Origin of the sequence: Actinoallomurus sp. NPDC050550, from assembly GCF_040655075.1 — a bacterium.
In the GTDB taxonomy this organism is placed as follows: Bacteria; Actinomycetota; Actinomycetes; order Streptosporangiales; family Streptosporangiaceae; genus Actinoallomurus.
In genome coordinates this window covers 42545-61898 of sequence record NZ_JBFAJC010000004.1, presented here as the reverse complement: position 1 = coordinate 61898, position 19354 = coordinate 42545, and the positions used below count along the sequence as shown (strand labels likewise).

At 71.1% G+C, this 19354-nt stretch carries 14 protein-coding genes; 8 read left to right on the top strand and 6 right to left on the bottom strand.

Annotated features, from left to right (window positions below):
* Positions 1 to 189 precede the first annotated feature (189 nt).
* The 5 genes from AB0I04_RS06700 to mfd all read right to left on the bottom strand — a co-directional run bounded on the left by AB0I04_RS06700 (position 190) and on the right by mfd (position 10252).
* The gene (locus AB0I04_RS06700) at positions 190 to 2580 is read right to left on the bottom strand and encodes a penicillin-binding protein (protein WP_360880180.1); all 2391 of its coding nucleotides are present in this window, start codon (positions 2578 to 2580) and stop codon (positions 190 to 192) included.
* A 99-nt stretch (positions 2581 to 2679) separates the two neighbouring features.
* A complete protein-coding gene (locus tag AB0I04_RS06695; protein ID WP_360880177.1) occupies positions 2680 to 4893 on the bottom strand; it encodes a transglycosylase domain-containing protein in 2214 nt (737 codons plus the stop codon).
* Positions 4894 to 4986: 93 nt separating this feature from the next.
* On the bottom strand, positions 4987 to 5916 hold the full coding sequence (locus tag AB0I04_RS06690; protein ID WP_360880174.1) for a MazG family protein: 930 nt from the start codon (positions 5914 to 5916) through the stop codon (positions 4987 to 4989).
* A complete protein-coding gene (locus tag AB0I04_RS06685; protein WP_360880171.1) occupies positions 5904 to 6587 on the bottom strand; it encodes a hypothetical protein in 684 nt (227 codons plus the stop codon). The genes AB0I04_RS06690 and AB0I04_RS06685 overlap by 13 nt, the downstream gene beginning before the upstream one ends.
* An 80-nt stretch (positions 6588 to 6667) precedes the next feature.
* The gene (mfd, locus tag AB0I04_RS06680; RefSeq protein ID WP_360880168.1) at positions 6668 to 10252 is read right to left on the bottom strand and encodes a transcription-repair coupling factor; all 3585 of its coding nucleotides are present in this window, start codon (positions 10250 to 10252) and stop codon (positions 6668 to 6670) included.
* A 363-nt stretch (positions 10253 to 10615) separates the two neighbouring features.
* On the opposite strand from mfd, the gene AB0I04_RS06675 reads away from it, so the two are divergent.
* The 8 genes from AB0I04_RS06675 (at position 10616) to AB0I04_RS06640 (ending at position 18447) form a co-directional block, all read left to right on the top strand.
* Complete coding sequence (locus tag AB0I04_RS06675; RefSeq protein WP_360880165.1) at positions 10616 to 11323, top strand: methyltransferase domain-containing protein; 708 nt, start codon at positions 10616 to 10618, stop codon at positions 11321 to 11323.
* A 61-nt stretch (positions 11324 to 11384) separates the two neighbouring features.
* Entirely contained in the window at positions 11385 to 12932 is a 1548-nt protein-coding gene (gene cysC / locus AB0I04_RS06670; RefSeq protein ID WP_360880162.1) for an adenylyl-sulfate kinase, read from the top strand.
* A 105-nt stretch (positions 12933 to 13037) separates the two neighbouring features.
* Positions 13038 to 14060 carry a sulfite exporter TauE/SafE family protein gene (locus AB0I04_RS06665; protein ID WP_360880159.1) on the top strand — a complete coding sequence of 341 codons (1023 nt, stop codon included), beginning with the start codon at positions 13038 to 13040 and terminating at the stop codon, positions 14058 to 14060.
* Between the two features lie 188 nt (positions 14061 to 14248).
* A complete protein-coding gene (locus AB0I04_RS06660; protein ID WP_360880156.1) occupies positions 14249 to 15649 on the top strand; it encodes a histidine kinase in 1401 nt (466 codons plus the stop codon).
* Positions 15650 to 15819: 170 nt separating this feature from the next.
* Entirely contained in the window at positions 15820 to 16497 is a 678-nt protein-coding gene (locus tag AB0I04_RS06655; protein ID WP_360880153.1) for a response regulator transcription factor, read from the top strand.
* A 120-nt stretch (positions 16498 to 16617) separates the two neighbouring features.
* Positions 16618 to 17256 (top strand): hypothetical protein, encoded by a 639-nt coding sequence (locus AB0I04_RS06650; RefSeq protein ID WP_360880150.1) that lies wholly within the window; start codon positions 16618 to 16620, stop codon positions 17254 to 17256.
* Between the two features lie 114 nt (positions 17257 to 17370).
* Entirely contained in the window at positions 17371 to 17982 is a 612-nt protein-coding gene (locus tag AB0I04_RS06645) for a hypothetical protein (RefSeq protein WP_360880147.1), read from the top strand.
* Positions 17983 to 18123: 141 nt separating this feature from the next.
* Positions 18124 to 18447, top strand: a complete 324-nt coding sequence (locus AB0I04_RS06640) for a hypothetical protein (RefSeq protein WP_360880144.1) — start codon at positions 18124 to 18126, stop codon at positions 18445 to 18447.
* 10 nt (positions 18448 to 18457) lie between these two features.
* On the opposite strand, the gene AB0I04_RS06635 is transcribed toward AB0I04_RS06640, so the two are convergent.
* Positions 18458 to 19321 carry a beta-1,6-N-acetylglucosaminyltransferase gene (locus tag AB0I04_RS06635; RefSeq protein ID WP_360880141.1) on the bottom strand — a complete coding sequence of 288 codons (864 nt, stop codon included), beginning with the start codon at positions 19319 to 19321 and terminating at the stop codon, positions 18458 to 18460.
* Positions 19322 to 19354: the final 33 nt, after the last annotated feature.

Below are 19354 nucleotides of genomic sequence, written 5' to 3'. Positions count from 1 at the left end.
GTCACGACGCGGTGAAGGGATTGCGGACAGATCTGAGGTTCCGGGCGCGGTTCATCGCTTCCCACCCGTTAAGCACTAAAGGTCGCCACATTCACACAATGTGGTGAATTACGTCATACGCCCGAAATGTACGAACGCGTGGACCGGCCGCCGCCCTTCCGACGCGGATCGAGTCAGGGGCGGCGCGGATCAGAGGCCGTCGGGAGTCCGGCCCACCGGAGGCCCGCCGGGGGGCGTCGGCACGGGCGGGAAGCTGGGCCCGCCGGGCGGTGGCACGACGATGGGGGGCTTGGGTCCCTTCTTCGCGCCCTTGCTGACGTAGATGGTGACCGTCTCGCCGGGCTCGACCGACGCGCCGGCACCGGGCGAGGTACGCGCGACGGTGCCCTTGGCGTAGGTGTCGGAGTCGACGCGCGGCCCGAAGCTCACGTCGAAGCCCGCCGCGGTCAGCCGGGAGGCGGCCTCCGACGGGCTGAGACCGAGCACGTCCGGGACCTGGACGCGGTCCTCACCGGAGCCCTCGCTGTAGTAGTCGCTCGGCGGGCTGTGGAAGTCGTGCTCGGGCACGTCCTCCAGCGCGCCGAGCATCGTCTGCCGCCAGATGGGCGCGGGGATGTCCGCACCGAACACCTCGCCGTAGCAGCTGCCGCCGAGGCAGACGTCCCGCAGGGGGTACCGGTAGCCGCCTCGCGGGTCGCCGACCCAGACCGCGCTCGCCAGGTCGGGCGTGTACCCGGCGAACCAGGCCGACGAGAACCCGTCGACGGTGCCGGTCTTGCCCGCGGCGGGGCGGCCGATGCCCATGCCGGCCGCCGTGCCCTTGGTGAGCACGCCCTGCAGCACGTGGTTGACCGCGTCGGCGACGCCCTTGTCGATCGCCTGGTGGCAGCCGGCGTTCGGAACCTTCAGCTCGTGGCCGGCCGTGTCCGTGATCTTCGTCAGGACGATCGGCTTGCAGTACTCGCCGCGCGCCGCGAACGCCGCGTACGCCGCCGCCAGGCGCACCGGCGAGACCGTGTTGAAGCCCAGCGTGAACGAGGGGTACTGCTGCAGCGCGGAGCCGTCGGCGCGCCGCATGCCGAGCTTCTCGGCCATCTTCACCGTGTCGCAGAGGCCGACCTGCTTCTCCAGCCGGAGGAAGAACGTGTTGACCGAGTGCCACGTGCCGGTGACGAGGCTGAACGTCCGGCCGCCCTCGCCGTCGCCGGCGTTGCCCAGCGACTCGTTGGAGTTCACCGACCGTCCGTCGCAGTCGCGGAACCCGGTCGGGGTGTAGTGGTCGGGAGCCATGAGGCGGTGCCCGAAGGCCATTCCCTGGTCCAGGGCGGCCGCCAACGTGAAGATCTTGAAAGTGGACCCGGCCTGCATGCCGATGCTGGTGCCGTGGTCGGAGTCGGCGGCGAAGTTGACCCAGGTCTTGCCCCGCTGCTCGCTGGGCCCCAGTTTTCGGTCGACGGCGATGGCCTTGATCTGGCCGGTGCCCGGCTCGACGAGCGCCTCGGCGGCCGCCTTGTGGCTGGAGTTCTTCGGCGGCACGTAGTGATCGACCGCGCGCTGCGCGGCCTGCTGCATCCGGGGGTCCAGGGTCGTCCGGATGGTCAGCCCGCCCTGCTGGAGCAGTTGCTGCCGCTGCTTGGCGGTGGCGCCGAAGGCCGAGTCGTCGAGGATCTCACGTTCGACGTAGTCGCAGAAGAACGGCGCGGAGCTCTCCACGCAGCCATTCGGGGTCGACTTGACGTGCAGGTTCAGGGGCGCCCGCTGGGCGGCCGACGCGGTGGCGGCCGGGATCCAGCCGAGCTCGCGCATGCGATCCAGCACGGTGTTGCGCCGCTGGGTGGCCAGACCCGGGTTGACCGTCGGGTCGTAGGCGTACGGATAGCGGACGATGCCGGCGAGGAGCGCCGCGTCGGCGAGGGACAGCTGGGTGGCGGGCTTGCCGAAGTAGTGCCGGGAGGCGGCCTCGATGCCGTACGCGCCGCTGCCGAAGTAGGCGATGTTGAGGTACCGGTCGAGGATCTGGTCCTTGGTGAGCTGCTTCTCGATCGCCACGGCGTAGCGGAGCTCGCGGAGTTTCCGCGCGGGCGTCTCCGCCCGGGCCTCCTGTCGTTCCGCGTCGGTGTCGGCGGTCTCGACGAGGAGGTTCTTGATGTACTGCTGGGTGATGCCCGACCCGCCCTGCGTCACCTGCCCGGCGGCGAGGTTGCTGGCGAGAGCGCGCACTGTGGCTTTGAAGTCGAGCCCGCCGTGTTCGTAGAAGCGGCTGTCCTCGATGGCGAGGATCGCCTTGCGCATGACGGGTGCCACCTTGTCCAGGGGAACGTCGAGGCGGTTCTCGTAGTAGAACGTCGCGAGTTTCGACCCGTCGGCCGCCAGGATCACCGAGCGCTGTGCGACCGGCGGGGTGCGCAGATCGCCGGGGATGTCCTCGAACCAGTTCGCGCCGTTACGCGCGCCGATGCCGGCCACCCCGACGGTGGAGAAGGCGATCAGCGCCACGAGCACCCCGGCGATGACGCCGGTGCCCGCGAGACGCCCGATGATCCCCATGGCGTCTCGCTGCTGGCTACCCCCAGATGGCACGGGGTCAGCGTACGACGAACGGGCCCCAGGCGGATCTCACTGCCCTAACAAAACACCACCGAATCCCCTCTTACGAGGCGAATGCAACACATTTCACACTCAATCAGGGAGCCACGGCCAGAAGAACGGCAAGCCCTTGATGATGGGGCGCGGCGTACGGCCGTCCGGCTCGTGCGGCGGCTCCGTCCCGTCCTGGTTCTCGGGCGCGTCCTTGTCCTTCTTGTCCTTGTCTTTGTCTTTGTCCTCCTCCTCGCCGTTCCCCTTCCGGAAGTAGTCCCCGGGCGGGCCGTGGAAGCCGTGCTCCGGGACCCCTCGCAGCGCGGCCTCCATCGTCTCCCGCCAGATCGGAGCGGGCACGTCCGCGCCGAACACCTCCCCGTAGCAGGCCTCCCCCAGGCAGACGTCGCGCAATGGATGCTTGTATCCGCCCCGCGGGTCGCCGACCCACACGGCGCTGGCCATGTCAGGGGTGTAACCGGCGAACCAGGCGGCCGAGAAGTTGTCGACCGTCCCCGTCTTGCCGGCCGCCGGCCGTCCGATGTCGTTGCCCTTGGCGGTGCCCTTGGTCAGCACCCCCTGGAGCACGTGGCTGACCGCGTCGGCGACGCCCTTGTCGATGACCTGGTGACACTTGGCGCGGGGTGCCGGCAGCGATCCGGTCGGCCCGTCGATCCGCGTGATCGCGATGGGGCGGCAGTAGCGGCCGCGCGCCGCGAACGCCGCGTACGCGGCCGCGAGCCGCAGCGGCGAGACGGTGTTGAACCCGAGCGTGAACGACGGGTACTGCTCCAGCTTCTCCCCGGTGGCCCGGCGCATGCCCAGGCGATTGGCCATCTTGTACGTCCCGCACAGCCCGACCTTGCGCTCCAGCGCGAGGAAGAAGGTGTTCACCGAATGCCAGGTGCCGGTCACGAGGGTGAACTTCTTCCCGCCCTCCCCGTCGGCCGCGTTGCCGAGGGAGACGTGGGGGTCGCCGACCCGGTCCCCGGCGCAGTTCCGGAAGCCGGTGGGGACGAACGACTTCGGCGCGTCGAGCTGGTCCCCGAAAGCCATGCCCTTGTCCAGCGCCGCCGCCAGGGTGAACACCTTGAACGTCGACCCCGCCTGCATGCCCAGGCTGGAGCCGTGGTCGGAGTCGGCGGCGAGGTTCACCCACAGGGTGCCCCGCTTGGTGCTGTCGCCCATCTTCCGGTCGAGGGCCATCGCGGTGATCTCCCCCGTCCCCGGCCGGACGAGAACCTCGGCAGCCGCCTTACCCGACTTGTTGTTGGGCGGTACGTAGTGGTTCAGAGCACGTTGGGCGGCTTTCTGCATGCGGGGTTCGAGCGTGGTGTGGATCTGCAGACCGCCCCGCTGCAACAGGAACCGGCGTTCCTGCGCCGTCTTGCCGAACGCCCGGTTAGCCAGGATCTCCCGCTGGACGTAGTCGCAGAAGAACGGCGCCGAGCTCTCCACGCAGCCGTTCGGCGTGCCGGTGATCCGCAGCGTGAGCGGCAGGGCCTTCGTCTCCGTGGCCTGCTGCGGCGTGATCACCTTCAGTTGCGCCATGCGGTCGAGGACGGTGTCGCGGCGTTCCCGGCCGCGCATCGGGTGCAGGTTCGGGTTGTACGTCTGCGGCGCCCGTACGATCCCGGCGAGCGTCGCCGCCTGGACGAGGGTCAGGTCGGCGGCGTGCACCCGGAAGTAGTGCCGCGCCGCCTCCTCCACGCCGTACGCGCCGTCGCCGAAGTAGGCGATGTTGAGATACCGCTCGAGGATCTGGTCCTTGGTGAGGTGCTTCTCCAGGGCGACGGCGAGCCGCAGCTCGCGCAGTTTGCGGACCGCGGTGGGTTCGAGCGCCTCCCGGCGTGCCGTTGCGGTGGTCGCCGTCTCGGCGAGGGCGTTCTTGACGTACTGCTGGCTGAGCGTGGAACCGCCCTGGATGACGGTGCCCGCGCTGAGGTTGGCGACCAGCGCCCGCACGATGCCTTTCGCGTCGAGCGCGCCGTGGTGGTAGAAGCGGCTGTCCTCGATGGCGATGATCGTCTGGCGCATGATCGGCGCCACCTTGGCGAGCGGCACCTCGACGCGGTTCTCGTAGTAGAACGTCGCGAGCTTCGACCCGTCGGCGGCCAGGATGACCGACCGCTGCGGGAGCACCGGGGAGATCAGCGCGTGCGGCAGCGTCTCGAAGGTGTGCCTGGCCTGCTTCACGCCCAGCCCGGCGGGCAGCGCGAACTGCAGCACGAGAACCGCCGACAGCACGCCCGTAGCGACCCCGGCGATCAGCAGATCCGAGATCCGCGCCGATCGCCCCCGTGAATCCTCCCCCACAACTCGCGGTCATCCCCATACACATGGTGACCGGAAACCTGCGGAGCGTGTCACGGCGGCGTACGGGACGGCGCGAACCGTCCGCGAGTAGGACTAGTCGGCGTCTTCTCGCCGCTGGACGCGGTCGTGGAAGCGCCGGGCGGCGGCGCGGAGCTCGGCTTCGGGGTCGCGGCCCTCCTCGCGGAGGCGGCGGACGAGCGCGAACAGGTCCGCGCCGGCCTCGTCGTCGGCGAACAGCTCCTCCGGGACCCCGGCCTTGGCGGCACGCCGCTGCAGCTGGGCGGCGAGCGAGAGCGCGGGCTGCGCCATCGGAACGCCCTGGAAGATCGACGCGCCCTCGCCGCGCTCGGCCGACTTGATCTTGTCCCAGTTGGCGTTGACCTCGTCGGCGTCCGCGACCGTGACGTCACCGAAAACGTGGGGATGCCGGCGGACGAGCTTCTCGACGATGCCCTCGGCCACGTCGTCCACGGTGAAGTCCGGTGACACCTCCGCGTGGAACGCCACCTGCATCAGGACGTCGCCGAGCTCCTCGCGCAGCGCCTCCAGGTCGCCGCCCTCGATCGTGTCGACGACCTCGTACGCCTCCTCCAGCAGGTACGGCGCGAGGGAGGCGTGCGTCTGCTTGCGGTCCCAGGGACACTCGCGGCGCAGCGTCTCCATGACGGCGACGAGGTCGAGGAACCGCGCACCGGGCAGGTCGTACGCGCCCTGGACGACCTCGACCTGCGGCGGCTCGTCCAGCCCGACGAGGATCGAGCCGACCGAGCGCATCAGCGTCTCGTCGCCCTCGGGGTCGGTCAGCCACACGACCGTCCCGGACGACGCCTCGCGGACGAGGGCGGCGGCGTCCGGCTCGGTGACCTCGACCTCCACGCCGGCCTGCCGGACGTACGGCAGCTGCGGGTGCTCGGCGGTGCCGGTGAGCACCCGGTCGGCCGAGCGCAGGGCCTCCCAGGCCGACCAGGTCAGCTGCCCCGGCGCGACCCGCGGCGAGGACGCGAGGAAGGTCAGACCTGGCACGAGTTCCCGCCGCTCGTGCTGGGCGTGCCGGAGTCCGGCTTGGACAGGGTGGGGCAGACCGGGCCGAGCGACATGCGCTGGAAGTCGAAGGAGCCGTAGCGCGGGTTCACGTCGAGCTTGAGGCGGCGCCCCGCCCGCTGGTAGCTGCCGGCGACCTGCTGCAGCGCCTGCTGCTGCGACTGCTGGTCGGTCGCGGTCGTCACGCCGTACCGCTGCATGACCGCCGTGCGGAGCAGCACCGACTTGGCGTAGTCGCGGCTGTACCTGATCGGCAGGCCCTGGGCGACGACGTTGGCGTCGAGCGTCGGCATGCCGCCGTTGCGCGCGATGAGCGCGTCGACCTGGCCGCCGCTGACGCTCACGCCGTCGTTACGGGCGACCTCCTCCCAGACCCTCATGTCGACGAGCTGGTAGAGGGCGCTGCGCTGCGGCGACGACGGGTCGAAGGGCACCTGCTGCCCCTGCGCCTGGGCCTGCTGGGCGATCTGCTGCGCGGCGGGGTACTTCGGCAGTTCCTTGGACCACTCGTTGACCGTCTTGTTGAGCTTCGCGACCGTGATCCGGTCGTTGCCGACAATGGCCGCCGCTCCGGTCTTGAGGGGGCCGCAGGCGGTCAGCGCGGCACCGGCGAGCACCGCGCTCAGAGTGATGGTGAACGGCTTTCGGAACACAGAGCGTCCTTCTCATTCGTCGTCCGCGGCCCGGAGGTCGCGGGTACGTCCGGCACCGGGGATCTCTTCGCCCCGGCGCGTCATCTGGCCACGGGATCGGCGAGGAACAGCGCCTCCACCAGGTCGGTACACCATTTCAGCAGCTCCTGATCGCGCAGCGGGCGCCCGCCCAGCGGAGCGGTCTTGGGCACCGGCACCAGCAGGGTATTGGTCGCCGTCTTCAGGATGCTCTTCGGGTACAGGCGCTGCAGCCGCACGGTCCGCGACTCGGGCAGGCTGACCGGCGAGAACCGGATGTGGTTGCCCTGGAGGGTGACGTCCGTCAGGCCGCCCCGGCGGGCGAGGGCACGGAACCGCGCGACCTCCAGGAGGTTCAGCACCGGCACGGGCAGGGGCCCGAAGCGGTCCACCAGCTCGTCGCGGACGGCGGCGATCTCGTCGTCGTTCTGGATCGCCGCGATCCGGCGGTACGCCTCGAGCCGCAGCCGCTCGCCGGGAACGTACTCGTGCGGGATGTGCGCGTCGACCGGCAGCTCCACCTTGACCTCGGGCGTCTCGGGGACGCCTTCCTCGCGCAGCTCGCGCACGGCCTCGCCGACCATGCGGACGTACAGGTCGAAGCCGACCCCGGCGATGTGCCCGGACTGCTCGGCGCCGAGGACGTTGCCGGCCCCGCGGATCTCCAGGTCCTTCATGGCCACGAACATGCCCGCGCCCATCTCGGTGTGCTGGGCGATCGTCGCGAGCCGCTCGTGGGCGGTCTCGGTCAGCGGCACCTCGGGCGGGTAGAGGAAATAGGCGTACGCGCGTTCCCGGCCCCGGCCGACGCGTCCGCGCAGCTGGTGCAGCTGCGACAGTCCGTACATGTCGGCACGGTCCACGATCAGGGTGTTGGCGTTCGGGATGTCGAGGCCGCTCTCCACGATCGTGGTGGCGACGAGGACGTCGTACTCCTTCTCCCAGAAGTCGACCATGATCTTCTCGAGCTGGTGCTCGTTCATCTGGCCGTGCGCGACGCCGACCCGGGCCTCCGGGACCAGCTCGGTGAGGTGCTTGGCGACCTTGTCGATCGAGCGCACCCGGTTGTGCACGAAGAAGACCTGGCCCTCGCGGAGCAGCTCCCGCCGGATGGCCGCGGCGATCTGCTTGTCGTCGTACGGTCCGACGAACGTCAGGACGGGGTGCCGCTCCTCCGGCGGCGTGAGGATCGTCGACATCTCCCGGATGCCGGTGAGCCCCATCTCCAGGGTGCGCGGGATCGGAGTGGCCGACATGGCCAGCACGTCGACCTGGGTGCGCATCTCCTTCATGCGTTCCTTGTGCTCGACGCCGAACCGCTGCTCCTCGTCGATGATGATCAGACCGAGGTCTTTGAAGCGGGTCTCGGGCGACAGCAGCCGGTGGGTGCCGATGACGAGGTCCACGGTGCCCTCGGCCACGCCCCGCAGCGTCTCGGCGACCTCCTTGTCGGTCTGGAACCGGCTGATCGGCTTGATCACGACCGGGAAGGCGGCGAACCGCTCGGTGAACGTCGACAGGTGCTGCTGGACCAGCAGCGTCGTCGGCACCAGCACGGCGACCTGCTTGCCGTCCTGCACCGCCTTGAACGCCGCGCGCACGGCGATCTCGGTCTTGCCGTAGCCGACGTCGCCGCAGATGAGGCGGTCCATCGGGACCGCCTTCTCCATGTCGCCCTTGACCTCGTCGATGGCGGCCAGCTGGTCGGGCGTCTCGATGTACGGGAAGGCGTCCTCCAGCTCACGCTGCCACGGGGTGTCCACCTGGAACGGATGCCCTGGCGACGCCTGCCGCGCGGAGTAGAGCCGGATCAGCTCGCCCGCGATCTGGCGGACGGCCTTGCGCGCCCGGCCCTTCTGCTTCTGCCATTCGGCGCCGCCGAGCCGGTGCAGGCTGGGCGCCTCACCGCCAACGTAGCGGGTGACCTCGTCGAGCTGGTCGGTGGGCACGAACAGGCGGTCGCCCTTGGCGTACTCGATGATGAGGTACTCGCGGGTGGCGCCCTGCACGGTCCGGCTGGCCATCTCGACGTACCGGCCGACGCCGTGCTGTTCGTGCACGATGTAGTCACCTGGGGTGAGCTGCAGCGGGTCGACGCCGCCCCGCCTCCGCGACGGCATCCGCCGCATGTCCTTGGTCGAGGACTTCTGCCCGGACAGGTCGGTCTCGGTGAGCACGGCGAGCTTCACGTCGTCCCAGACGAAGCCGTGCTCGAGAAGCCCGCAGGAGACGTTTACGATCGCGGGCTCCGGCGGCCCGTCCAGGTCGACGACCTTCGCGCCGAGGCCCTCCTCGCGGACGACCTCGGCCAGCCGCTCGGCCGGCCCGTGGCCCTCGGTGACCAGGATGACCCGCCACTCTTCGTGGATCCAGCCCTTGACGTCGGCCATCACCCGCTGGGTGTCGCCCCGGTAGGACTCCGCCGCGCGGGCCCCGATGCGCAGCGCGCCGCCATCGTCCTCGCCTGAGGTGTCGTCGGCGGCGATCTCGGTGAACTCGCCCGTGGCCGCGGAGTACTCGCGCCGGGTCGGGCCGTTGCCCGCCGACTCCGCGCTCGCGAACGGGGTGATCGTCCACCAGGCGAGGCCGAGCTCGGCCGTGTGGTCGCGGACCTCGTCGAGGGTCTTGTACGCGGCCGCGCCCAGGTCGATCGGCGCCTCTCCGCCCGCCGCCGCGTTGACCCAGGAGGCCTCCAGGAACTCCTGGCTCGTGCTGACCAGCTCCGCGGCGCGGGTGCGGATGCGCTCGGGGTCGCAGACGACGACGGAGGAACCGGCCGGGAGCACGTCGAGGAGCAGCTCCATGTGGTCGGCGAGGGCCGGCGCGAACGCCTCCATGCCCTCGACGGCCGCGCCGTCGGCGATCTGCTCGAGGATCTCGGCGAGCGCCGGGTGCAGGCGGCCGAGGTCACGGGCGCGCTCACGGACGGACTCGGCGAGCGGCAGCTCCCGGCACGGCGGCGCCCACAGCCCGTCCTGCGCGACCTCCAGCGAACGCTGGTCGGCCGCCTTGAAGTAGCGGATCTCCTCGACCTGGTCGCCCCAGAACTCCACCCGCAGCGGATGCTCCTCGGTGGGCGGGAACACGTCGAGGATGCCGCCGCGGACGGCGATCTCGCCGCGCTTCTCGACCAGGTCCACGCGGTGGTACCCGCCGTCGACGAGGCGGCGCACGGCGTCGTCCAGTTCGACGTCGTCGCCGGCCCGCAGGCGCACGGGCTCCAGGTCGCCGAGCCCGGACACGAGGGGCTGCAGCACGGCCCGGACGGGGGCGACGACGACCTGCAGCGGACCGGCCGCCGGGTCGTCGGGGTCGCCGTGGGCGAGCCGCCGCAGCACGGCGAGCCGCTGGCCGACCGTGTCCGAACGCGGCGACAGGCGCTCGTGCGGCAGCGTCTCCCACGCCGGGAACTGCGCGACGGCGGCGGGGTCGAGCAGGCTCGTCAGGGCCGCGGTGAGGTCCTCGGCCTCCCGGCCGGTCGCGGTGACCATCAGGACGGTGCGCCCACGCTCACGGGCGAGCGCGGCGCCCAGGACCGGGCGCAGCGCGGGCGGCGCGACGAGGTCCAGGTGGGCGTCGGCGCTCTTGAGGGCGCGGGCGAGTGCGGGATCGGCGGCGGCGACGTCGAGCAGTCCGGAAAGCGTCATGGGCTCATCAAGTGTGAGGCAGCGTGAAGGCCCGGAGAGTGATCTCACCCCGGGGTCCCCAGCCTACGCGCCGCGTGTACCACAAGCCGCCCGCGCCCCGGCCGAGCGGGCACGGCGACGCCGTGAGCGGGCGCGCGCCATCTGGACTGAGGAGCGCCGGGAGCGAAGCGACCAGAGCGTGAGCGGGCGCGCGTCGTCTGGACTGAGGAGCGCCGGGAGCGAAGCGACCGGAGCGGCGAGGGAAGACGGCGCGTGGGGCGCCCGCGAACCGCGCTCGCGCAGCGAGTGCCATCGAGCACGAGCACGACACGCACAATGCCGAATGTGCGCACGGAGAGCGAGCAGAGAGCTACGCTCCGGGGCGTGACCGAGCTGCGCACGCCGCCGACCTTCGACGGTGACCTCTTCCACGAACGCGTTCGCGAGTACGCCGAGGAGAGGCCCTTCGAGCGCCTGCACGTCCTCGACGCCGGGTGCGGCCGGAAGGCGGCTCCGCTCGAGCTGGGCGCCGTCGAGTGCCACGTCACCGGGGTCGACGTCGACCTGCCGGGCGTCCGCGCGCGCGTCCGGGTCCGCCGTGACCTCGACGCCTGGCATCTGGGCGATCTGCGGACGGTGCCCATGCCGCCGCGCGTGTACGACGTCGTGCACGCCTCGTACCTGATCGAGCGGACCCCGCACGCCGAGCTGGTCCTCGACCGGATCGTCGCGGCACTGAAACCGGGCGGGCTGCTGCTCGTGCGGTTCCATGACCGCGACACCGCGTTCGGGCGTCTGGACCGGGTCGCGCCGCGGTGGCTGCGGTCCGTGCTCTGGCAGCGCGAGACCCCGCCGCAGGCGGTGTACGAACGGGCCGCGTCGCTGTCCGGGATGCGGGCGTACTGCCTCATGCGCGGGCTGGTCATCACCGAAGAGCACACGTCCGCCGCGACGGTGACCAGGTCGGGGCTGGCCGTGAGCATGCTGTGCCGGGCCCTGGCCGCCTTGTCCCGGAATCGGGTGACCTCGGCGTACAGCGAGGCGACGATGGTGATCCGCAAGCCGGAGAATCGCTACGCGCGCATCATCTGAGGTGACGCGGGCAGAGCGTAGAGTTCTATGGTCATCGGTCGAGAGACGATCGGAGCCTGCGTTGACGACGGAAGCCGGCGACCTACGCGACATGCCGAGCCTCACGCCCGGCCCGGCCGAGCTGGCCGACCTCGAACTGCTGTTGAACGGCGCGTTCCATCCGCTGACCGGTTTCCTCGGGGCGGTGGACGCGGCGACCGTGGCCGCCGCCGGGCGGCTGTCCGACGGCACGCCCTGGCCGGTGCCGGTCACGCTCGCGATACCGGAGGAACTCGCCAAGGAGGAGCGGCTGCTCCTGGCCGACCCGGAGGGGGCGCCGGTGGCGATCCTCCACGTGACGGAGACGTGGAAGGACGCCGCCTCTCCGCCCGGGTTCCCGGAGGGTGATCCGCTCCGGACGTCGGCGACGACGTCGTGGCGGGCCGCCGGCCGGGTCGAGGCGCTGGGCGCTCCGGAGCACGGGCCGTTCCGCCGGTTGCGCCGGTCTCCGCGCGAGGTGCGTGCCGAGCTGGCGGGAGCGACGACGCTGGCGATCGCGACCCGCACTCCGCTGCACCGGCGGCACCTGGGCCAGTTGCGGCAGCTCGTCGAGAAGCTCGACGCGCGGCTGCTGCTGCTCCCGTTGATCGGCGAGGGGCACGACGACGCCCTGGTCCGTGCCGTGCTGGCCGTACGTCGCGAGCTGCCGGCCGACTCGCTCGTCGTTCCGGTTCCGTTGATCGAGCGGCCGGGCCGCGATCTGGCCCTCGCCGCTCACGTCGCCGCCGCGTACGGCGCCACGCACTTCTTCACGGCCGACTCCGAGGAGACCGCCCACGCCGGTGGTGCCGCGCTCGTGGTGGCGATCGGGGACCTGCCGATCGAGCTCGTCACGCCGGAGCCGTGGGCGTACGACGAGAGCGTCGAGGTGTGGCGGCCGCTCTCGAAGATCGAGGCCGACCACGCCCGGCCCGAGCCGACCGAGGCGGAGCTGGCCGCGGTGCTGGATCGCGGCGAGAAGATCCCCGAGTGGTTCACGCCGCCGGCGGTGGCGGAGGAGCTGCGCCGCGCGCACCCGCCGCGGCACGGGCGGGGCATCACCGTGTTCTTCACCGGGCTGTCCGGCTCGGGCAAGTCGACGATCGCGCGCGGGCTGGCGGACGCCCTCGTCGAGCGGGGCGGCCGCACGGTCACCCTCCTCGACGGCGACGTCGTACGCCGGCTGCTGTCGGCCGGCCTGACGTTCTCCAGGGACGACCGCGATCTCAATATCCGCCGCATCGGGTACGTCGCCGCCGAGATCACCCGGCACGGCGGGGTCGCGATCTGTGCGCCGATCGCCCCGTACGCCGCGACCCGGGCGGAGGTGCGCCGCATGGTGAACGCCACGGGCGACTTCGTCCTCGTGCACGTGGCGACGCCCCTGGAAGAGTGCGAGCGCCGCGATCGCAAAGGCCTGTACGCCAAGGCGCGGGCCGGTCTCATCCCGGAGTTCACCGGGATCTCCGATCCGTACGAAGTGCCGGATGACGCCGAGCTCACGCTGGACACCACGGCGCTGACCCCGGACGCGGCGGTGGAGCGGGTGCTCGACCTGCTGGTCGCCGGCGGCTGGGTGCGCTCAGAGTAAGGAACAAGTCACCGAGCGCACACAAGGCCCTTGCCTGGCGTGCCCTTGCCGTCACCGCATACTCTGAATGTCCGACTTTCCCGATTAAACGGGTAGGGCATACGGATGCACTTCGATTACCAGATGGCGCTCGGGTCGTTCCTGGTGGCGATCGTCGTCGGGCTGACCGGCATGGGCGGCGGCGCCCTCATGACGCCGATGCTCACGGTCTTCTTCGGCGTTCCGCCCCTGACCGCGGTCTCCAGCGACCTCGTCGCCGCCGCCGTGATGAAGCCGGTAGGCAGCCTCGTCCACCTCCGCAAGGGCACGGTCAACCTGCGTCTCGTCGCCTGGCTGTGCGCGGGCTCCGTGCCGACCGCGTTCTGCGGGGTGCTCCTCGCCCGGGCCCTCGGCCGCGGCAACAACGTGCAGAACGTCATCGAGATCGCGCTCGGGGTGGCCCTGCTCATCGCCGCCGCCGGCCTGACCATCCGCAGCTACCTGACGATGGCCGACCGTGGCCCCCGGCGCGCGGCGCGTCGCCCGTCGTCCGAGGAGGCCACCGAGGCGGCTCCCTCGTCGATTTCCGTACGCCCGATCCCGACCATGCTGGTCGGAGCAGTGGGCGGCCTCGTGGTCGGCATGACCTCGGTCGGCTCCGGCTCGCTGATCATCGTGGCGTTGCTCGCGCTCTATCCCAAGCTCAACGCGAACCGTCTCGTCGGCACCGACCTCCTCCAGGCCGTGCCCCTGGTCTGGGCAGCGGCCCTCGGCCACATCCTGTTCGGCGATTTCAAGCTGGAGGTCACCCTCGCGCTGCTGGTCGGCTCGATCCCCGGCGTCTTCCTCGGGTCCCTGGCGTCGTCCCGGGCGCCGGGCGGCATCATCCGATGGGTGCTGGCGTTCGTCCTGCTGGCGTCGGCGCTGAAGATGTTCAACGTCGGCACCACCGAGATGGCGTGGGCGCTGGTCGCCGCGGTCGTCGGCGGTATCGCGGTCTGGTCGCTGCTGCGCGCCTGGAACGGCCTGCGGCCGCTGCCGTTCCCGCGCGACGGCGCAGCGTCCACCCAGGCGGTCCGAGACGGCCGCGAACCGGCACGTCCGTCCTCAGCCGCTGACCTGTCCGCCGGCCGGTTGAGGTCTGGGTGACCGGATCCGGTCAGAGACGCCTCGCGAGGCGACACTCGAACCAGGGCGGCGCGGACGGATCCGCGCCGCCCTGACGCATCTCAGCGACGACGGCGGCGAAGCGGACGGGGTCCATCGTGGGGCCGCCCCACCCGCTCACGCGCGTTCTGACGCACCGCGCTCGGGGTGATCGTCCGTACGGTGGGGGCGTGGACCTGACGCGGACGCGCCATCGGATCACGGCGGTTCCGCCGTGGGCGAGGGAGCCGGCCCTGTGCGCGGTCGTCGGGGCGGCGACCGTCTATCGCATCGCCACGGCGACGCCGGACACGGGCGACCGGGCCCCGGACGCGGTGGCGTACGGCCTTGGGCTGGCGATGGCGCTGGCCCTGCTCCTGCGCGGCCGCCGGCCGGCCCTCACGATCGGCGTCGTCTCCCTGCTCTGGTTGATCTACCACGTGGCGGACTATCCGGGCGGAGCGCCGGCCGTCCCGGTGTGGGTCGCCCTCTATTCGGCCGCCGCCGCCCCTCGCCGCTGGGCGGCCCTCTCCCTCGCGGCCTGGATGATCGTGTCCGATGCCCTGGCCCGGACGAAGCACAGCGGCGTCGGCCTGTTCGACGCCGCGCTGGACGGATCGACGGTGGTGTTCGTCGCCGCGCTCCTGCTGGGCGACGCCGTGCGCAGCCGCCGTGCCCGGCGGGCGGAGTTCGAGGCGCGGCTGGCGCTCCTCGCCGCGCACCGGGACCAGGTCGCCGCCCAGCGCCTCGCCGAGGAGCGGATCCGCATCGCCCGCGAACTCCACGACGTGTCCGCCCACACCATCGCCGTCATCAACGTGCAGGCGAGCGTGGCCGCGGAACTGCTGACGGAGGCGCCCGCCCAGGCGAGAGAGGCGATCGAGGCGGTACGGCGCGCCGGCGGTGAGGCGCTGGCCGAGCTGCGGGCGACCGTCGGGGTCCTGCGTGAGCCCGGTGAGGGCGACGTGGAACCCCCCGCCCCCGGCATCGACCGGCTCGAGGACCTGGCGCGGGCGGTCAGCGCCGGCGGCCCGCGCATCGAGGTGCGGGTCGAGGGCGAGCGCCGCCCGCTGTCGCGTCTGGTGGAGTTCACGGTCTACCGGATCGCGCAGGAGGCACTCACGAACGCGTTGCGCCATGCCGACGCCGACCTGGTGGAGATCCTGGTCCGGTACGACGACGGCGGCCTCGCGCTCGAAGTGGTCGACGACGGCAGCGATTACGACGACCGCACGGCCGGACGTGCCCGGCCAGGCCATGAAGACCGCGCGACCCGGCACGCCCGGCGAGACCACGACGACGCCACGGCCGGGCACGTCGAGCCGGGCCACGAAGACCGCGTGACCGAACCCGCTCGGCCAAACCGCGAAGACCACGCGACCGGGCACGCCAAGCCCGACGCCGACGAACGCGCGACCCGGCGTGCCGGGCGAGACCACGAATGGCACGCCGAGCCGGGCCACGGCCTGAGCGGCATGGCCGAGCGAGCGGCCGGTCTGGGCGGCCGATTCACCGCCGGTCCGTACCGGCGGCCCGACGGAAGAGGCGGCTTCCAGGTGCGTGCCTGGCTACCGGACGAGGAGATACCGTGACCGCCCCGATCCGCCTCGCGCTGCCGGACGAGGAGATACCGTGACCGCCCCGATCCGCCTCGCGCTGCCGGACGAGGAGGTACGGTGACCGTCCCGATCCGCCGCGCTGTCCGACGAGGAGACGGCATGACCGCCCAGGCGTCCGCCCGGCTGCCGGACGAGGAGACGACGTGACGATCCGGGTGCTGCTGGCCGATGACCAGACGCTGGTCCGGGCGGGCTTTCGCATCCTCCTGGAGCGAACGGACGACATCGAGGTCGTCGCGGAGGCCGCCGACGGCGAGGAGGCGGTCGCGCTGACCCATGCCCACCGCCCCGACGTGGTCCTCATGGACGTGCGGATGCCCGGCACCGACGGGCTGGCGGCGACCCGAAGGATCCTGGCCGACGAGCGCGCGCCGGACGTGAAGGTGATCGTCCTGACGACCTTCGACCTGGACCGGTACGTCTTCAGCGCGCTGCACGCGGGCGCCAGCGGGTTCCTCCTCAAGGACATCGAACCGGACACTCTGCGGCAGGCGGTGCGCACCGTGTTCGCCGGTGACGCGCTCCTCGCGCCCCAGGTCACCCGCCGGTTGATCGCGGCGTTCGTGGGACGGGCGGGAGGGCCGGCGTTCGACCCGGACCTGTGGACCGCCCTCACCGACCGGGAACGCCAGGTCGTGTCGCTCGTGGCCGAGGGGCTGACCAACCAGGAGATCGGGGTGCGGCTGGCGATGAGCCCGGCGACCGCCAAGACCCACGTCAACCGGGCGATGGCGAAGCTGGGGGCACGGGATCGTGCCCAGCTCGTGGTGTTCGCCTACCGGTCGGGAATGGCGGGCGGGCTCCCGGGCGTACCACCCTAGAACTAGCCCTTCTACCGCGACCGCGGTATCGGGTCGCGACGCCGAGCGGATGGATTCCCCGGCGTTTCTTTCTACCGTTCTCTCCATGGCAATGGATACGAACACGTCATGGAGGAATGAATGATGCCCCCTGTTTCCCGTACGATCGCCGGCGCGTGTCTCATCCTGGCACCGGCGATCCAGGGTATTTCCACCTTTTACTGGAGCGACCGGCACCAGGGCATTACGGCGGGAGCGCTCATCGTCGCGGCGACGATATGTTGGATCGTCGGTCTGGTCGCGGTCTATCGCCTCATCGAGCCGCGGGTCCCGCGCTATGCCGCGGTCGCCCTTCCGGTGGCCGTGTACGGATGCGTCGGCGGGGCGTCGTTCGGCGTGCAGGGCATGCAGGAAGAGCTGTTCGGCGTCTCGCACACCCAGGCCGTTCACCTGCTTCAGGAGCATCCGGCGGCGGCCTTCGTCGCGTTCTGGTTCGCCGGCTCGGCGTTCCCCCTCAGCGTTCTCGTCCTCGGCGTCGTGCTCACGTGGATCCGGGCCGTCCCCGTGCCGATCGGGATTCTGACCTCCGTCAGCGCGGTGACCTTTCCGCTCAGCCGGATCCCTCGCGAGATCGCGATAGCCCATGTCGCGGATCTCGCCCTGCTCATTCCCTTCGCGTATCTCGGTATCCGGATGGCGATGGGCCATCCCCAGCCGCTCCGGATCGCCGCACCCGCGCCTTCCTTTTCGCCTGATTCGCCGGTGAGCCGGCGACAATGAACGAGTAATAATTCAGCCACCGATCAAACCGAAGGTGATCGCGATATCGATCCCGGGTAGGCCCGGCGAACGGACCGTTCGCGTCTGGAATCACCGACTCACGAAGGTGGGAGAATGATCCGACAGGGCACCCGCGGAGAATCGATCGCCGATAAGGCCGCGATCCGCCGGAAGGTCGGCGCCTACGCCTTGACGGCGGGCGTCTTCGCCCTCGCCTGGCTCCCGTCCGCCGCGCGGGCCGCGGAGATACCGACTGCCGCGAGGGCACGTCTCCCCGCCGACCACACGCATGACGGAAACGGCCACCACAACAGCACCGCCCTGTCGGTGAGAAGTCCCATCCACAATCACGGCTACCAGCACACGAACAATCGGAACGCCGGTGGGGTGAGTGATACGCAGAACGCGTTCTGCCGCAATGTCCGGGTCTGCACCGTGAAACAGAACGTGACGGTGGTCGCTCCGGAGAGGACCGCGGCGCCGGCGGGAAGCGATCCCGTCGCGACGCCGGAGACACGCACGGTGCCTGAGACGCGCACGCCACCCGGCCGCCTGCTCTACATGGGCCCGTACGGTCTCATGCTGATGGACGGGGGCTCGGCCGGCCCGGCCGCTGCCGGCGACGAGCGAGGCCCGGCGGGGTCGTTCGAATGTCCGGCCAACTTCTTCCCGGGACTCCTCCAGCACCGGATCGTCCGAGCGGACGGTCCGGCAAACCGGGGTTAATCATCCGAACCGAAAACGGCGTGCACCATGGTCCACCGACGGCCATCGGGTAAAGACGCAGCGGAGCCCGGGGGCGTGGAGCATCTCCCCCGGCTGCCGCGACCGGGCACCGCGATGGCTCTCCCGTGAAAGGAAGCCCACATGAGAGGAACCGCCGGCCGCCGCCTCGTCGCCGTCTCCGGCCTCGCGCTGAGCGCCGCCCTCGGCGCGTCGCCCGGCCTCGAGGCGCGGGCCGGCGTGCTGCCCCGGCAGGCGCCGATCACGGCCCTGACCGGTGACAACAACCACAACGGCAACGGGAGCCACAACACCAACTCGATCACCATCCGGAGTCCCGCTTGGCTAAAGGGGATCCAACACGTCTCGGACGGCAACGTGCGCGCGCTGACCAACACGAATCACGCCTTCTGCAAGAAGCGGCGGTACTGCTGGATCCACCAGCGGGCCGTCAACATCATGCGCTGAGACGAACGGGTCAGGATGCCGTGCGCTCGGCGGCGAGCTGGTCGAGCAGGTCCGGGATCTCGGGATGCGCGGAGGCGTCCACCTTGCGGGCGAAGAAGGCGTCACTGGCCCGGATCTCGTCGAGGTGGTCCGCGGTGATCAGGTCGGGATGACTGGCGTCGGGGCCCCAGCGGATGAACCGCTTGCTGTCATCGGCGACGGACAGCGCCGGCCGCGCGTTGAGCGCCATGGAGCAGATGAACGTCTCGTCGGGGATCGGCGCGTACCGGAGGTAGCCCAGCAGGCGGTCGGCCAGGGGGTCGGCGAGCATGCCGTGCACGGCCGCCGCGGACAGGTTGAACCACATGTCGCCGACGTACAGTCCGACGCCGTCCCGGTAGGGATGACGCCGCGCGAACGGCAGCGGCACCGATCGGTGGGTGCGGGGCAGGCGTCGCTTGCGCAGGTAGCGTCTGCGGGTCACCGCCTGCCATGGGTCGGTGTCCTCCGCCGGATCGGACGTCACGGCGAAGTGCCGCAGGTACGCGTCGTACGGCGAGGCGGCAAGCTCCTTCTCAATCGCGGTCATGGACCGGATCGGATGGTCCTGACCGGAGACGAGCAGCGTCCAGGAGAACTCCGGGATGTTGTCCGCCACCCAGCGCAGCGAGCGCCACTGCGCCTCGACGAGGGAGAGCCGCCCCCAACGGCAGGGCCGGGCGTCGGGGATGAGGGCGACGTCGGAGGAGGGACGGAGCGTCAGCGGCTCGCCGCTCGGGTCGTGGTGGACGACCGCGACCGTGTCGGTGCCGGTGCGGATCCGGTCGACCAGGCGGGCGACCTGCCCCGGGTGCCGGTGGGACAGCACGATCACGACCAGCGGTCCGCCGCCCATGCCCATCCCGCACCCTTCACTGTGAGTTCCGCC

Excerpts from the sequence above, each read along its gene's own strand:
- mfd (WP_360880168.1), bottom strand. The coding sequence starts at position 10,252 with ATGACGCTTTCCGGACTGCTCGACGTCGCCGCCGCCGATCCCGCACTC.
- AB0I04_RS06665 (WP_360880159.1), top strand. The coding sequence starts at position 13,038 with ATGCACTTCGATTACCAGATGGCGCTCGGGTCGTTCCTGGTGGCGATC.
- AB0I04_RS06650 (WP_360880150.1), top strand. The coding sequence starts at position 16,618 with ATGATGCCCCCTGTTTCCCGTACGATCGCCGGCGCGTGTCTCATCCTG.
- AB0I04_RS06645 (WP_360880147.1), top strand. The coding sequence starts at position 17,371 with ATGATCCGACAGGGCACCCGCGGAGAATCGATCGCCGATAAGGCCGCG.
- AB0I04_RS06640 (WP_360880144.1), top strand. The coding sequence starts at position 18,124 with ATGAGAGGAACCGCCGGCCGCCGCCTCGTCGCCGTCTCCGGCCTCGCG.
- AB0I04_RS06635 (WP_360880141.1), bottom strand. The coding sequence starts at position 19,321 with ATGGGCGGCGGACCGCTGGTCGTGATCGTGCTGTCCCACCGGCACCCG.